At 67.8% G+C, this 13,933-nt stretch carries 14 protein-coding genes and 1 riboswitch; of the genes, 1 reads left to right on the plus strand and 13 read right to left on the minus strand.

The window, feature by feature from the left end; translation table 11 throughout:
* Positions 1-34 precede the first annotated feature (34 nt).
* The 10 genes from DIE23_RS25405 to DIE23_RS25450 all read right to left on the minus strand — a co-directional run bounded on the left by DIE23_RS25405 (position 35) and on the right by DIE23_RS25450 (position 7,641).
* The gene (locus DIE23_RS25405; protein ID WP_124614627.1) at positions 35-310 is read right to left on the minus strand and encodes a lipid asymmetry maintenance protein MlaB; all 276 of its coding nucleotides are present in this window, start codon (positions 308-310) and stop codon (positions 35-37) included.
* Positions 307-936 (minus strand): phospholipid-binding protein MlaC, encoded by a 630-nt coding sequence (locus DIE23_RS25410; protein WP_124614628.1) that lies wholly within the window; start codon positions 934-936, stop codon positions 307-309. The genes DIE23_RS25405 and DIE23_RS25410 overlap by 4 nt, the downstream gene beginning before the upstream one ends.
* 110 nt (positions 937-1,046) lie before the next feature.
* Positions 1,047-2,012 carry a VacJ family lipoprotein gene (locus tag DIE23_RS25415; RefSeq protein ID WP_124614661.1) on the minus strand — a complete coding sequence of 322 codons (966 nt, stop codon included), beginning with the start codon at positions 2,010-2,012 and terminating at the stop codon, positions 1,047-1,049.
* Between the two features lie 32 nt (positions 2,013-2,044).
* Positions 2,045-2,605 (minus strand): outer membrane lipid asymmetry maintenance protein MlaD, encoded by a 561-nt coding sequence (gene mlaD, locus DIE23_RS25420; RefSeq protein WP_124614629.1) that lies wholly within the window; start codon positions 2,603-2,605, stop codon positions 2,045-2,047.
* A 24-nt stretch (positions 2,606-2,629) separates the two neighbouring features.
* A complete protein-coding gene (mlaE, locus tag DIE23_RS25425; protein ID WP_011655796.1) occupies positions 2,630-3,397 on the minus strand; it encodes a lipid asymmetry maintenance ABC transporter permease subunit MlaE in 768 nt (255 codons plus the stop codon).
* Positions 3,394-4,215, minus strand: coding sequence for an ABC transporter ATP-binding protein (locus DIE23_RS25430; protein ID WP_014898316.1), 822 nt, complete (start codon positions 4,213-4,215; stop codon positions 3,394-3,396). The genes mlaE and DIE23_RS25430 overlap by 4 nt, the downstream gene beginning before the upstream one ends.
* 84 nt (positions 4,216-4,299) lie before the next feature.
* A complete protein-coding gene (thiE, locus tag DIE23_RS25435) occupies positions 4,300-5,424 on the minus strand; it encodes a thiamine phosphate synthase (RefSeq protein ID WP_124614630.1) in 1,125 nt (374 codons plus the stop codon).
* Positions 5,421-6,236: a thiazole synthase gene (locus DIE23_RS25440; RefSeq protein ID WP_124614631.1), complete on the minus strand. Its 816-nt coding sequence runs from the start codon at positions 6,234-6,236 to the stop codon at positions 5,421-5,423. Before DIE23_RS25440 ends, thiE begins: the two co-directional genes overlap by 4 nt.
* Before the next feature lie 38 nt (positions 6,237-6,274).
* Complete coding sequence (gene thiS, locus DIE23_RS25445; protein WP_014898319.1) at positions 6,275-6,472, minus strand: sulfur carrier protein ThiS; 198 nt, start codon at positions 6,470-6,472, stop codon at positions 6,275-6,277.
* 32 nt (positions 6,473-6,504) lie between these two features.
* Positions 6,505-7,641, minus strand: a complete 1,137-nt coding sequence (locus tag DIE23_RS25450; RefSeq protein ID WP_124614632.1) for an FAD-dependent oxidoreductase — start codon at positions 7,639-7,641, stop codon at positions 6,505-6,507.
* A gap of 234 nt (positions 7,642-7,875) precedes the next feature.
* Positions 7,876-7,999, minus strand: a riboswitch (TPP riboswitch).
* Between the two features lie 269 nt (positions 8,000-8,268).
* Between DIE23_RS25450 and DIE23_RS25455 the strand changes: the two genes are divergently transcribed.
* Positions 8,269-10,038 (plus strand): ABC transporter ATP-binding protein/permease, encoded by a 1,770-nt coding sequence (locus DIE23_RS25455; protein WP_124614633.1) that lies wholly within the window; start codon positions 8,269-8,271, stop codon positions 10,036-10,038.
* Positions 10,039-10,098: 60 nt separating this feature from the next.
* Here DIE23_RS25455 and thpR read toward each other — a convergent pair whose 3' ends face one another.
* The 3 genes from thpR to DIE23_RS25470 form a co-directional block, all read right to left on the minus strand.
* Positions 10,099-10,647: an RNA 2',3'-cyclic phosphodiesterase gene (thpR, locus tag DIE23_RS25460; RefSeq protein WP_124614634.1), complete on the minus strand. Its 549-nt coding sequence runs from the start codon at positions 10,645-10,647 to the stop codon at positions 10,099-10,101.
* The gene (locus tag DIE23_RS25465) at positions 10,644-12,134 is read right to left on the minus strand and encodes a sodium:alanine symporter family protein (RefSeq protein ID WP_124614635.1); all 1,491 of its coding nucleotides are present in this window, start codon (positions 12,132-12,134) and stop codon (positions 10,644-10,646) included. Before DIE23_RS25465 ends, thpR begins: the two co-directional genes overlap by 4 nt.
* Positions 12,135-12,443: 309 nt before the next feature.
* Entirely contained in the window at positions 12,444-13,910 is a 1,467-nt protein-coding gene (locus DIE23_RS25470) for a glutamate synthase subunit beta (RefSeq protein WP_124614636.1), read from the minus strand.
* Between the last annotated feature and the right edge of the window lie 23 nt (positions 13,911-13,933).

Genomic DNA, 13,933 nt, shown 5'->3' on the forward strand with positions numbered 1-13,933 from the left:
GCCGGCTGGCGCGGCAGGCTTCGGTCGGACAGGGTCAATGTCGCCCGGCGCCGTCGATGAGCGCGTCGACGCCGTAGGCGCGCGCGAGGCTGGCGAGCTTCGAGGGGAGATTGAGGAGATCGAGGGTCGCGCCGCGCGCTTTGGCGGCACGTTGCCATGCGAGCAGCACGGCGAGCGCGGATGAGTCGAACTGCGTCAGCGCCGCGCAATCGACGGCGGTCGCGCCCGCGCCGATGCGCGCGAGACCGTCCGCGAGCGCGGACTTCGCGCTCGCGACGGTCAGCGAGGAGCCGGCTGCGAAGGCGCTCACGACGCCTGCTTGCCGGCGGCAAGTTCCTGGTTGCGCTGCGTCAGGAACTTGATCAGACCGTCCACGCCGCTTTGCTGGATCTTCTCGTTGAACTGCTGCTGGTACGTCTGGATCAGCCACGCGCCGAGCACGTTCAGGTCATACACCTTCCAGCCGTTGGCCGTCTTGTACAGGCGGTAGTCGATCTGAACCGGCTGGCCGTTGTTCATCGCGAGCGTCTTCACGACCACGTCGGTATCGGCCGGATCGGCGCGGAACGGCGGGTACTGGATCTGCTGGTCCGGCTTCAGTTGCGCAAGCGCGCCCGAATACGTGCGGATCAGCAGCAGCTTGAACTGCTCCTGAACCTGCTGCTGCTGCTCGGCCGATGCCGTGCGCCAGTTGCGACCCATCGCGAGCTGCGTGGTGCGGCGGAAATCGGTGTACGGCAGGATGTCCTTGTTGACGATCGTAATGATGCGGTTGGTATCGCCCTGCTTGATCGTCTGCTGCTTGACCTCGTCGAGCACCTGCTGCGTCGCCGACTTGATCAGCGACTGCGGGTTCGATTGGTCGACTTGCGCGTGAGCTGCGCTGCCGAACGAAAACAGCGCCGCGAAAACGGGGATCAGGAACAGTTTTTTCATCATAGTGACCTGCATGAAGAGTCGATGCAAAGGTTGGAGCCGGTAGCTTACGCGCAAGTTCGCGCGCGCTACCGACTGAATCGTTTCGGGCTGTAACGAATGTAAGCGGGTCAGTGCAGCCGGATGCTCGGGAAGCGGAACCCGCCCGGCGACGGCGGCGTCACCTGCATCGGCGGCACGGTCGTCGCGCTGGCCGGGTTCGGCACTTCCGCGGTACCCGACGCCGGTGCGGCAACGGCCGCGCCCGACGCACCGGCCGGTGCCGTCGCGCCGCCGACTGCCGCTGCGCCCGCCGTACCGGCCGCGCCGGCTGCCGCCGGAGCCGCGCCGTCGTCCGGCAGGTCGTACTTCGGCAGCGCATCGTTGCTCGACGCCGTCGAGGCCTCGCCCCGCGCGTTGTCGATCAGCATCTGGCGGCGTTGCAGGTACGCGTTGCGCACGAACGAATACTTGTCGAGCGCCGCGGCATCCAGCACGTCGCCCGCGCCAAGCAGGTTCGCACGCGTGTTGACGAGGTTCACGCCGAACAGACCCCAGCTCAGGCCGTCCGGCTTCACGTAGGTGAGCGGGTTGCCGACGTAGTCGACGCCGAGGCCAGCCGTGTCGCGCAGCGTGCTCGGGCCGAGCAGCGGCAGCACGAGGTAGGGGCCCGACGGCATGCCGTAGCGGCCCATCGTGATCCCGAAGTCGGCCGTATGCTTCGGCAGTTTCGCGATCGTCGCGACGTCGAACAGGCCGCCGACGCCAAACACCGTGTTGATCACGACGCGCATGATGTCGCCGACGCCGTCCGCGATCCGCAGCTGCACGATGTTGTTCGCCGCGATGTACACGTCGCCGATGTTCGAGAAGAAGTTCGTCACGCTGTCGCGCACCGGCTGCGGCACCACGTACTGGTAGCCCTTCGCGACCGGCTTCAGCGCGTACGTGTCGACCGTATCGTTGAACGTGTACATCGTCCGGTTGAAGCCTTCGAGCGGATCGCCCTTGGTCGGCGTCTGCACGGTCGCGCAACCGCTCAACGCGGCGACTGCCGCCACGGCGAGCGCGGCGTGCCTGATGCGGATCGTCTGCATGGTCATTACCCTCTTGTCTTTCTCTCGTGTGGTTATTGGGCGGCCGAACCGGACACCGCGGACGCCGGTACCGCGACCGGTGCGGGCGCGGCGGGTGCAGCCGATGCCCCGGCTGCCGGCTTCGCGCCGCCCGCGTCGGCTGCCTTGCTGTACAGGAACTGGCCGATCAGGTTCTCGAGCACGATCGCCGACTGCGTCATCGTGACCGTATCGCCCGACTTCAGCATTTCGGTGTCGCCGCCCGGATCGAGGCCGATGTACTGTTCGCCGAGCAGGCCCGAGGTGAGGATCTTCGCCGACGAATCCTTCGGGAACGGGTACTGGCCGTCGATATCGACCGTCACCAGCGCCTGGTAGGTGTTGGGATCGAAGCCGATCGTCTTCACGCGGCCGACCACGACGCCCGCGCTCTTCACGGCTGCGCGCGCCTTCAGCCCGCCGATGTTGTCGAATTTCATCCTCACCGAGTAGGTCGGCTGAAACGACAGCGAGCTCATGTTGCCGACCTTGAGCGCCAGGAACAGCACCGCAAGGAAGCCCACCACCACGAACAGGCCGACCCAGAAGTCGAGAGCAGTCTTTTTCATCGTCATCCCAAAATTTGGCTTGGCTGAGGCTTAGCTGAACATCAGCGCGGTCAGCAGGAAATCGAGGCCGAGTACGGCGAGCGACGCGAACACGACCGTCTTGGTCGTCGCGCGCGACACGCCCTCGGGCGTGGGCTTCGCTTCATACCCTTGAAACAGTGCAATGAAGGTCACGGCGAACCCGAACACGATGCTCTTGATCACGCCGTTGCCGACGTCGGCCCACACCTGGACCCCGCCTTGCATCTGCGACCAGAACGCGCCCGGATCGACGCCGATCAGCACGACCCCGACGAAATAACCGCCGAGCACGCCGACCGCGTTGAAGATCGCGGCGAGCAGCGGCATCGCGATGATGCCGGCCCACAGGCGCGGCGCGATCACCGTCTTGATGGGGTCGACGGCCATCATCTCGAGCGCGGTGAGTTGCTCGCCGGCCTTCATCAGGCCGATCTCGGCCGTGAGCGACGTGCCCGCGCGGCCCGCGAACAGCAGCGCGGTCACGACCGGGCCGAGCTCGCGCACCAGCGACAGCGCGACCAGCAGGCCGAGCGCCTGTTCGGACCCGTAGCGATTCAGCGTGTAGTAGCCCTGCAGGCCGAGCACGAAGCCGACGAACAGGCCCGACACGGCGATGATCACGAACGAATAGTTGCCGAGGAAGTGGATCTGCTTCGTGACCAGCCGTGGCCGGCGCAGCAGCGGGAAGAATTCCAGCACGAGGCGCACGAACAGCCGCGTGCCGTAGCCCGCGCGCTCGAGGCCGCCGATGACGTAACGTCCGATCGCGCTGATCATGCGCGCCCTCCGCCGAGCCCGAAATCCGCTGCCAGCGGCGGGCTCGTGTAATGAAATTTGAACGGGCCGTCCGGCGCGCCATCGATGAACTGGCGCACGCTCGGATCGGTCGACGCGCGCAGCTCGTCGGGCGTACCCTGCGCGAGCACGCCGCCATTGGCCAGAAAATATACGTAATCGGCGATCGCGAACGATTCCGGCACGTCGTGGGTGACGAGGATCGACGTCGCGCCGAGCGCCTCGTTCAGCGTGCGGATCAGGTTCGCTGTGATGCCGAGCGAGATCGGATCAAGACCCGCGAACGGTTCGTCGTACATGATGAGCTGCGGGTCGAGCGCGATCGCGCGCGCGAGCGCGATGCGGCGCGCCATCCCGCCCGACACCTCGGACGGCATCAGGTCACGCGCGCCGCGCAGGCCGACCGCGTTGAGCTTCATCAGCACGAGGTCGCGGATCAGGTCTTCGGGCAGGTCGGTGTGTTCGCGCAGCGCGAACGCGACGTTCTCGAACACGGACATGTCGGTGAACAGCGCGCCGAACTGGAACAGCATGCCCATCTTGCGCCGCAGCGCGTACAGGCCGTCGCGCGTCTGCGCGCCGACGTCGGCGCCGTCGAACAGCACCTGGCCGCGGCGTGCGCGCACCAGGCCGCCGATCAGGCGCAGCACGGTCGTCTTGCCGCAACCCGACCCGCCCATGACGGCGACGACCTGGCCGCGCCCGAAGCGCAGGTTCAGGTTCGACAGGACGAGGCGGTCGCCGTAGCCAAAGTCGACGTCGCGAAGTTCCAGCAGGGTCTCGGTAGGAGTGGGGCTCACGGAGCTGACAGTCCTTTTACGCAGAACGCCGAATTATAGGGCCTGCCTTGGAATGATGTCGTGACGCCGTTCCGGGCCCTGCGGTCAATGATTGTCAAATTGTCGGGCAAAACATTGCTGCAACGCAACAATCGCCGCCCGATAATCGCTGGCACCCGTTACCGCACTGACGACCGCGACGCTGCCGACACCCGTTGCCAGCACGTCCGGCAACGCATCGAGCCCCACGCCGCCGATTGCGACGAGCGGTGCCCGCGCCCCTGCGAAGCGCGCATAGCGGGCAATCCGCGCCAGGCCCTGTGGTGGCGCCGCGACCGCCTTGGTCGCGGTCGCGTACACGGGACCGAGCGCCAGATAGCTCGGGCGCTCGTGCAATGCCCGCAGCATCTCGTAATAACCGTGGCTCGACAGCCCGAGCCGCAGGCCGGCGCGCGCGATCGCGGCCAGATCGGCCGTTTCCAGGTCTTCCTGACCCAGATGTACGCCGTACGCCCCCTCTTCTACCGCGATCTGCCAGTGATCGTTGATGAACACGCGCGCGTCGGGATAGCGGCGCCCTGCCGCGACCGCACGTGCGATTTCCCGGTGCAACGTGTCCGGGTTCGCGTCCTTCACGCGCAGCTGCACGGTCCGCGCGCCGCAATCGAGCACGCGCTCGACCCATTCGGCGTCAGGGACGACCGGATAGAGGCCGAGTTGCGCGGGGCACGGCGGGAATGCCGGCTCGGGTGCCGCGGCCAGGCCGGCGACACGCGGAAACCGCGCGGCATCGACCGGCCACGCATCGGCATCGCGCGTTTCGTCGCCGTCGCGCCACGCCAGCGCGAGCACCAGCGCATCGATCGGCGCGAAACCACAATCGAGGAACGCCGCGAGCGCTGCGATCCAGTCGTCGGCGAGCGGATGCGCGGCTTCCAGTGCGTACCGCACGCCCGCGGCATGCAGCACCGCGCCGTGCTCGTCGAACTCGATCGCGACCGCGTCCGGCGATGCGGGGCGCGATGCGGCCGACGCGCGCGCCTGCGCGGCATGGTCGCCGGCGGATACGATCAGTACGTCGCCGTCGACCGGCACGTCGGGCGCCGCGACGCAGAGCCGCCACGGCGTCGTGCCGGTCGGCCAGTCGCCCAGGCGGGCGCGAATCCGTTCGGCCGCTTCGGCCAGCTCATCGGCCGGCGGCCAGAACGCATCGGCGAAGCGCGCGCTCATGCGCCGCCCCCGTCCTGGTGCCAGAACGGCATCCCGACGACCGGCGTGCTCGCATGCGCGGTCTCGCGCGCATCCATCGGCCCGGCGAGGTAGGCCGCACGGCCGGCCTCGACACCCTGCGCGAACGCGCGCGCCATGATCTCCGGGTGCGTGGCCTGCGACACGGCCGTGTTCAGCAACACGCCGTCGAACCCCCACTCCATCACCTGGCATGCGTGCGACGGCACCCCGAGCCCGGCGTCGACGATCAGCGGCACGTCCGGCAACCGCTCGCGCAGCACGCGCAGCCCGTACGGGTTCACGACGCCCTTGCCGGTACCGATCGGCGCGCCCCACGGCATCAGCGCCTCGCAACCGACGTCGAGCAGGCGCCGGCCGATCACGAGATCCTCGGTGCAGTAAGGCAGCACCTTGAAGCCGTCCTTGACCAGTTGCGCGGCCGCCTCGATCAGCCCGACCGGGTCGGGCTGCAGCGTGTAGTCGTCGCCGATCAGCTCGAGCTTGATCCAGTCGGTGTCGAAGACCTCGCGCGCCATGTGCGCGGTCGTCACCGCCTCGGCGACGGTCTGGCAGCCGGCCGTGTTCGGCAGCAGCGGCACCGCGTGACGCTTGAGCAGGTCGAAGAAGCCGGCCTCGGCGGTGCCGCCGGTCATCTGGCGGCGCAGCGCGACCGTCACCATCCCGGGGCGCGACGCGGCGATCGAATCGGACAGCGACTGCAGCGACGGATAGCGCGACGTGCCGAGCAGCACGCGGCTTGCGAAGGTTTCGCCGTACAGCGTCAGCGCGTCGGCGGAAGTGATGGACGTCATGTCGTTTTCCTGGAAGAGCGGGGGCGAACCGGCGGCGCTCAGCCGCCCGCGACGGGGTGCACCACGTCGAGCTTGTCGCCCGTCGCGAGCGCGCGCGCCGCATGCTGCGTGCGCGCGACGAAATTGCCGTTCAGCGCGACCGCGTACGGCGGACGCGCACCGTACGCGGCGAGCGCGTCGGCCACCGTCGCGCCGTCGGGCAGCGTCAGCGTCTGTTGGTTGATCTGGATATCCATGAGGCTTGATCGAATTCGGTCGGCGGCGCGCGTCAGGCCGGCTGGCGCGCGTCGTCGCGGTGATGAAGGAGCGTCGGCCAGCGCGCGGCATCGCGCCACGCGGCGAACGCGTCGGTATCGGCGAACGCGCCGCCGAGCGCCGCTTGCGCGAACGCGACCGCCGCATGCGCGACTTCCGGAGCAATCATGAAGCCGTGCCGGTACAGGCCGTTGACGGCCAGCGTCGTCGCGCCGTCCCAGATCACCGCCGGGCGGTGATCTGGCAGCGTCGGGCGGCACTGCGCGTTGAGCTCGAGGATGCGCGCCTCGCCGAACGCCGGGTGCACGGAGAACGCCGCGCTCAGCAGTTCGAGCGCCGAGCGCACGCTGACGGGCGACATGTCCTCGCCCTCCACCTCGGTTGCGCCGATCACGTACAAGTCGTCCTGTTTCGGCGCGATGTACAGCGGATAACGCGGATGCAACAGCCGCACGGGCCGCGTGAGCCCGATGCCGGGCGCGCGTACGCGCGCGACTTCGCCGCGGATGCCGCGCAGCGCGGGCAGCGCGGATTTCGCGCCGAGCCCGCGGCAATCGATCGTGAAATGCGCGTCGGGTCGGTTCGCGTCGTCGATCGTCGCGTGCCAGTGCAGCTCGACGCCGCGTTGCGCGAGGCCCGCCGCGAGTGCGCGCAGCGCCTGCCGGTTGTCGAGCTGTCCTTCGCGCGGCAGCATCAGGCCGCGCGCGAAGCGCCCCGCGAGCGCGGGCTCGGCCGCGTCGACCTGCGCACCGGCCAGCGCGACGAAGCCGCCATCGAACAGTTCGGCAGGCGCGTTCGCGCGCACGCGCCGCTCGAACAGCGGCGCCTCGGCACGATCCGCGTGGTGCCAGACGACGAGCGTGCCGTGATGCTGGAAGAACACGGGTTCGGGCAGTTCCGCGAGCCATTGCGGCCAGCGCGCGAGCGATGCGGCGCCGAGCTCGGTGATCAGCAGTTCGGCACTCGCCGCCTCGGCGAGCGGCGCGAGCATCGCGGCCGCGACCCACGCGGCCGACTGCTCGCCGTCCGGGCCACCGCGCTCGTACAGCGCGACGCGATGCCCGTCGCCCGCGAGCCGCCAGGCGATCAGACGGCCGACGAGGCCGCCGCCGAGTACCGCGAAATCCGGCCGGGAAGCGTGGAGATTCATCGCGCGCCCTCCCCTCGAACCGAGCGGGCGCGTACGACGGACGTCGACGCGCGTACACCGTCCCGTGCGAACGCACGTAACAGCGGGCCGGGAACAGCGCAAAAGACTGAAGATTGAGCGGTCATCATTCCTTCCGTAACGCGCGACGCGCGTACCCAAAAGGACGAAACCGGCAGCAAAGGCCGGCCGGGCGGGACTCGGGCGCTGACCATGTGGGATGGCAGCCAGCGCGGCCCGGCGGGATCAGAAACTTCCCTCGCCGGTATTACCCGGATCGGGTGCGAAGGGTCTTTCTCAGCCTCGCCGCGTTGCCCGGAACTGTCCGTCGGCCGCGCTCGAAGCACCCCTGTTTCGTCGTCGGTCATTAGACCATAAAAGCGGAAAGCCCCGCAAACTGTCCCCCTTGCGGCAAATTCGCCGTCACGCCGCGCCGCTCTGGCACAATGCCCGCAGGCCAGCCGCGCGAGCGGCCGGTTGCCGCGTCACCGCCGGCCTTAAGTGCCGTTTAAGACGCGCGGGCCACCATCCGGACGCCCGCCGTCAGTCGGCACCTCGTCCCGGCATGCCGTATCGCGGCGCGCGTCCGGCTTCGCCCGGCCCACGCGCCGGCTACTCATCAGGAAGCACATGACCCAATCGATCGATTCCGTCCGCTCCGCCTCCGACGCGCCGCAGGACGAGCGCCCGGTATCCGCATGGAGCCTCATCAAGCCCTACTGGGTGTCGTCCGAATGGAAAATCGCGTGGGGGCTGCTGGTCACGATCATCGCGATCAACCTCTGCGTGGTCTGGATCAACGTCAAGCTGAACAAGTGGAACGCGCAGTTCTACAACGCGCTGCAGTCGAAGGACGTCCACGACTTCCCGAACCTGCTGATGCAGTTCTCCGCGCTCGCGTTCGGCTTCATCATCCTCGCGGTGTACGGTCGCTACCTGCGCCAGATGCTCGGGTTCCGGTGGCGCCAGTGGCTCACCGACCGGTTTCTCGACCAGTGGCTCGGCGATCGCGCGTTCTACCGGATCGAACGCGACCGCCTCGCCGACAACCCCGACCAGCGGATCACCGACGACCTCCAGTCGTTCGCGACGACAACGCTCGCGTTGTCGCTCGACCTGCTGTCGACGGTCGTCACGCTCGTGTCGTTCATCACGATCCTGTGGTCGCTCGCCGGCGCGCTGACGTTCTCGCTCGGCGCGACGCCGATCGAGATCCCCGGCTACATGGTGTGGGCGGCCGCGCTGTACGCGGTGGTCGGCTCGCTGATCATCCAGAAGGTCGGCCACCCGCTCGTGTCGATCAACTACCAGCAGCAGCGCGTCGAGGCCGACTTCCGCTTCGGGCTGATCCGCGTGCGCGAGAACGCCGAGCAGATCGCGTTCTATGAGGGCGAGAAAACCGAGACCGGCAACGCGCAGAGCCTGTTCATGCGCATTCGCGACAACTGGTGGCGCGTGATGAAGTACACGAAGCGCCTCACGTTCGTGCTGAGCTTCTACGGGCAAATCGCGATCATCTTCCCGCTCGTCGTCGCGGCGCCGCGCTATTTCGCGGGCGCGTTCTCGTTCGGCGTGCTGATGCAGATCTCGTCCGCGTTCGGCACCGTCAGCGATTCGTTCTCGTGGTTCATCAACAGTTACTCGACCCTCGTCGAATGGCGCGCGACCGTCAACCGTCTGCGTGAATTCAAGCGCGTGATGGGTACGTCGCACCTGAAGGAAAGCCTGTCGCCCGCGACCGAACACGGCGGCATCAACCTGCACTACGTCGATGCCGCGAAGCTGTCGACGTCGTCGCTGAAGCTCGCGCTGCCGAACGGCAACGCGCTCGCGAACATCGGCAACCTCACGATCGAACCCGGCTCGCGCTGGCTCGTGATCGGCAAGTCGGGTTCCGGCAAGAGCACGTTCATGCGCGCGCTCGCGGGCCTGTGGCCGTTCGGCGACGGCGCGATCGACGCGCCGGTCGGTGCGCGGATGATGTTCGTGCCGCAGACGAGCTACTTGCCGATCGGCACGCTGAAGGCCGCGCTCACCTATCCGGCCACGCCCGACGCGTTCACCGACGACGCATGCCGCGACGCGCTGCGCGCGTGCCGCCTTGAAGACTACGCCGAGCGCCTCGACGAGACCGGTCACTGGACGCGTGTGCTGTCGCCGGGCGAACAGCAGCGCCTCGCCGGCGCGCGCGTGCTGCTGCACAAGCCGGACTTCCTGTTCCTCGACGAAGCGACGAGCGCGCTCGACGCCGACAACGAAGCGCGGCTCTATCACCTGTTCGCCGAACGGCTGCCGAAGGCCGCGATCGTCAGCATCGCGCACCGCGAAGCGCTGGCCGCGTTCCACGTCGGCACGATCAACGTCGAACGCGTGAACGACAGCGACAAGGTCGCCGCGTAACCGCAAAACAAAAGGCCGGCACATGCCGGCCTTCTCGTCCTCGTCCTTCCCGCCTTCCCGCTACGCCGGCGCGACCGGCACCGACACGATCGGCACATGCGACACGCCGTCGTGCGACAGCCGGCTTTCAAATAGCGTCAGCGCGACGAAACGCAGCGCGACCGGCCGCCCGGTCGCGCCGCCGTGCGCAGGCTGCCCGTCTGCGTCGCGCGGCAGCCGCGCGAGCGTGACGTGCGGCCTGAACGGCCGGCGGTCGGCCGGCACGCCCAGTTCGTGCAGCAGCGCGGACACGTCGGCATTCAGCGCCGCACAGGCGGGATCGGACGCCAGTTCCGCGACGATCAGCCTCGCGCGCGGCAGGCTCGGCCACCACGCGATCCGCTCGACCACCTGTAACGGCAGCGCATGCCCGGCCGCGAGTGCCGGCAGGCGCGCGGCCAGCGCATTGCACCGCTCCCGTTCGATTGCGCCGATGAACGCGAGCGTCACGTGCAATTGATCGGGCATCGTGCGGCGCGCGCCGCGGGTGACCGGCAACGCGTGCAGCGCATCGCGCGATGCCGCATCGGGCACCAGCGCGACGAATGCACGGAGCCGGTCGCCGTTCATGACTCGCGCACCGCCACGCGCGCTTCGACCACCGCATCCTCCGAAGCCGGACGCTGCGGCAGCGGGCCGTGCTCGCCCCACACATCGGCGGGCAGCACGCGCGCAAGCTCGGGAATCGTGTTGCGCGTGAACACCGGATCGGCGACACCTTCCGCGCGCTGGCGGCGATAGTCGCGCCACGCGGCATGCGCATACTTGCCGAGCGCGAGGATCGCGACCAGGTTGATGATCGCCATCAGCCCCATGCTCGTATCGGCCATCGCCCACACGAGCGGCAGTTTCCCGACGCTGCCGAACATCACCATCCCGAGCACCGCGATGCGGAACAGCGGCAGCACGCCGCGCCGCTTCGTGATGAATTCGACGTTGCCTTCCGCGTATGCGTAATTGCCGATCACCGACGAGTACGCGAAGAAGAAGATCGCGACGGCCATGTAGATGCCGCCCCAGTCGCCGACGTGGCTCGCGATCGCGCGCTGCGTGAGCGCCGCGCCTTCCATGCCGGTGCCGAGTTCGTACTGGCCCGACAGCAGGATCACGAACGCCGTCGCACTGCAGATCACGATCGTGTCGACGAACACGCCGAGCATCTGGATCAGTCCCTGCACGACCGGATGCCGCACGCTCGCGGTCGCGGCCGCGTTCGGCGCGCTGCCCATGCCGGCCTCGTTCGAGAACAACCCGCGCTTCACGCCCATCGCGACCGCCTGGCTGACCGCATAGCCGGTCAGGCCGCCCGCCGCCTGTTCGAGCCCGAACGCGCTCTTCACGATCAGCGCGATCACGCCCGGCACAAGTGTGACGTGCGTCGCGACCGCGTAGACCGCCAGCGCGAGGTAGCCGATCGCCATCACCGGCACGATCACCTGCGCGACCGACGCGATGCGGCGAATCCCGCCGAAGATGAGCGGCGCGGTGAGCAGCACGAGGCAAAGGCCGACCGTCTCGCGGCGCCAGCCGAACGACGTATGGAACGCGTCGGCGATCGCATTGGCCTGCACCGCGTTGAACACGAAGCCGAACGCGAGAATCAGCGACAGCGAGAACAGCACGCCGAAGCCGCGCGAGCGCAAGCCCGTCTGGATGTAGTACGCGGGGCCGCCGCGATAGCTGCCGTCCGGATGCGACACCTTGAAGATCTGCGCGAGCGTCGCCTCGACGAACGCGGACGACATCCCGACGAGCGCCGTCATCCACATCCAGAAGATCGCGCCCGGCCCGCCGACCGTCAGCGCGACCGCGACGCCCGCGATGTTGCCGGTGCCGACGCGGCTCGCGAGCCCGGTCGCGAACGCCTGGAACGACGAGATGCTGCCCGGCTCACCCTTGCTGCCGACCAGTTTCGTGCTGAGGAACAACGCCTTCAGCTGGATCATCCGGAACCGCAGCGTGAACCACGCGCCCACGCCGAGCAGCAGCGCGATCAGCACGTAGTTCCACAGCACGCCGTTGACGGCGTCGATCAGCCCTTGCACGAATGCTTCCATCCAGAGTCCTTGTAAATGGGGTCAGTCATATGCGACGGCCGCGCGAACGCGACTGAAGGGGCGACATGATATGACAGTTTTCAAGGAATATTACAAAACGAAAGAAAACAGGATCGCGGAAAATCAGCACCCGATGTGATCAGGTTAGGCGACGCTTCGCGGAAATGGGGAGGGTTGGCGGCAGCCCCGAACACGCGCGACCGGGACTGGGGGTCGACGGACATCGGCGCCTGCGGGCGCCGGCCATAAAAAAACCGGGCGCCCTTTCGGACCCCCGGTTTTCATCGGAACCTGCTTGCGCGATCGAGCTTACCGCGGCAGTTCCGAATGCCCCATCAGGTACGCGTCGACCGAGCGCGCGCACTGGCGGCCTTCGCGGATCGCCCAGACGACGAGCGACTGGCCGCGGCGCATGTCGCCTGCCGCGAACACCTTGTCGACCGACGTGTAGTACGAGCGATCGCCTTCGGTCGCCGCACGCGCGTTGCCGCGTGCGTCCTTCGCGACGCCGAACGCCTCGAGCACGGTGGCTGCCGGCTGCGTGAAGCCCATCGCGAGCAGCACCAGGTCGGCCTTCATCTCGAACTCGGAGCCCGGCACTTCCTGCATCTTGCCGTCCTTCCACTCGACGCGCACCGCGATCAGCTTCTCGACCTTACCGTTCTTGCCTTCGAGACGCTTGGTCGCGACCGCCCAGTCACGCTCGCAGCCTTCCTCGTGCGACGACGACGTGCGCAGCTTGATCGGCCAGTACGGCCACACGAGCGGCTTGTTTTCCTCTTCCGGCGGCTGCGGCAGCAGCTCGAACTGCGTGACCTGCTTCGCACCGTGACGGTTCGACGTGCCGACGCAGTCCGAACCCGTGTCGCCGCCGCCGATCACGATCACGTGTTTGCCCTTCGCGACCAGTTGGTCGACGAGCTTGTCGCCCGCATTCACGCGGTTCTGCTGCGGCAGGAAATCCATCGCGAAATGGACACCGGCGAGCTCACGGCCCGGCACCGGCAGGTCGCGCGGCGTTTCCGAACCGCCCGCGATCACGACCGCGTCGAATTCTTCCTTCAGCTTCTCCGGCGAAATGGTTTCCTTCGCGAGGCTGCCGATCGACTCGGGCAGCGGATCCTTGCCGATGAACACGCTTGTGCGGAACGTCACGCCTTCCGCTTCCATCTGGCGCATGCGGCGATCGATCAGCCACTTCTCGAGCTTGAAGTCGGGGATGCCGTAACGCAGCAGGCCGCCGACGCGATCGTTCTTCTCGAACACCGTCACGTCGTGGCCGGCGCGCGCGAGCTGCTGCGCGGCGGCGAGGCCCGCGGGGCCCGAACCGACGACCGCCACCTTCTTGCCGGTCTTGTGCTCGGGCGGCAGCGGCTTCACCCAGCCTTCCGCCCAGGCCTTGTCGATGATCGCGTGCTCGATCGACTTGATGCCGACCGGATCGTTGTTGATCCCGAGCGTGCAGGCTGCCTCGCACGGCGCCGGGCAGATGCGGCCCGTGAACTCGGGGAAGTTGTTGGTCGAATGCAGGACTTCGATCGCCTGCTGCCAGTCCTGGCGGTAAACGAGATCGTTGAAGTCCGGGATGATGTTGTTGACCGGGCAGCCGTTGTTGCAGAACGGGATGCCGCAATCCATGCAGCGTGCGCCCTGGACCTTCGCGTCCGCGTCGGTCAGTGCCGCGACGAATTCCTTGTAGTGCTTCACGCGCGTGAGCGGTGCTTCGTACGCCTCGTGGCGGCGTTCGAACTCCAGAAAACCGGTTGCCTTGCCCATAAGGTGCTCTTCTGTTCGGTGTA

The sequence above is a fragment of the Burkholderia sp. Bp9143 genome (assembly GCF_003853645.1).
Classification (GTDB): Bacteria; Pseudomonadota; Gammaproteobacteria; order Burkholderiales; family Burkholderiaceae; genus Burkholderia.

Coding starts and splice junctions, on each gene's coding strand:
- DIE23_RS25410 (WP_124614628.1), bottom strand. CDS start 936: ATGAAAAAACTGTTCCTGATCCCCGTTTTCGCGGCGCTGTTTTCGTTC.
- DIE23_RS25415 (WP_124614661.1), bottom strand. CDS start 2,012: ATGCAGACGATCCGCATCAGGCACGCCGCGCTCGCCGTGGCGGCAGTC.
- mlaD (WP_124614629.1), bottom strand. CDS start 2,605: ATGACGATGAAAAAGACTGCTCTCGACTTCTGGGTCGGCCTGTTCGTG.
- mlaE (WP_011655796.1), bottom strand. CDS start 3,397: ATGATCAGCGCGATCGGACGTTACGTCATCGGCGGCCTCGAGCGCGCG.
- thiE (WP_124614630.1), bottom strand. CDS start 5,424: ATGAGCGCGCGCTTCGCCGATGCGTTCTGGCCGCCGGCCGATGAGCTG.
- DIE23_RS25440 (WP_124614631.1), bottom strand. CDS start 6,236: ATGACGTCCATCACTTCCGCCGACGCGCTGACGCTGTACGGCGAAACC.
- thiS (WP_014898319.1), bottom strand. CDS start 6,472: ATGGATATCCAGATCAACCAACAGACGCTGACGCTGCCCGACGGCGCG.
- DIE23_RS25450 (WP_124614632.1), bottom strand. CDS start 7,641: ATGAATCTCCACGCTTCCCGGCCGGATTTCGCGGTACTCGGCGGCGGC.
- DIE23_RS25455 (WP_124614633.1), top strand. CDS start 8,269: ATGACCCAATCGATCGATTCCGTCCGCTCCGCCTCCGACGCGCCGCAG.
- thpR (WP_124614634.1), bottom strand. CDS start 10,647: ATGAACGGCGACCGGCTCCGTGCATTCGTCGCGCTGGTGCCCGATGCG.
- DIE23_RS25465 (WP_124614635.1), bottom strand. CDS start 12,134: ATGGAAGCATTCGTGCAAGGGCTGATCGACGCCGTCAACGGCGTGCTG.
- DIE23_RS25470 (WP_124614636.1), bottom strand. CDS start 13,910: ATGGGCAAGGCAACCGGTTTTCTGGAGTTCGAACGCCGCCACGAGGCG.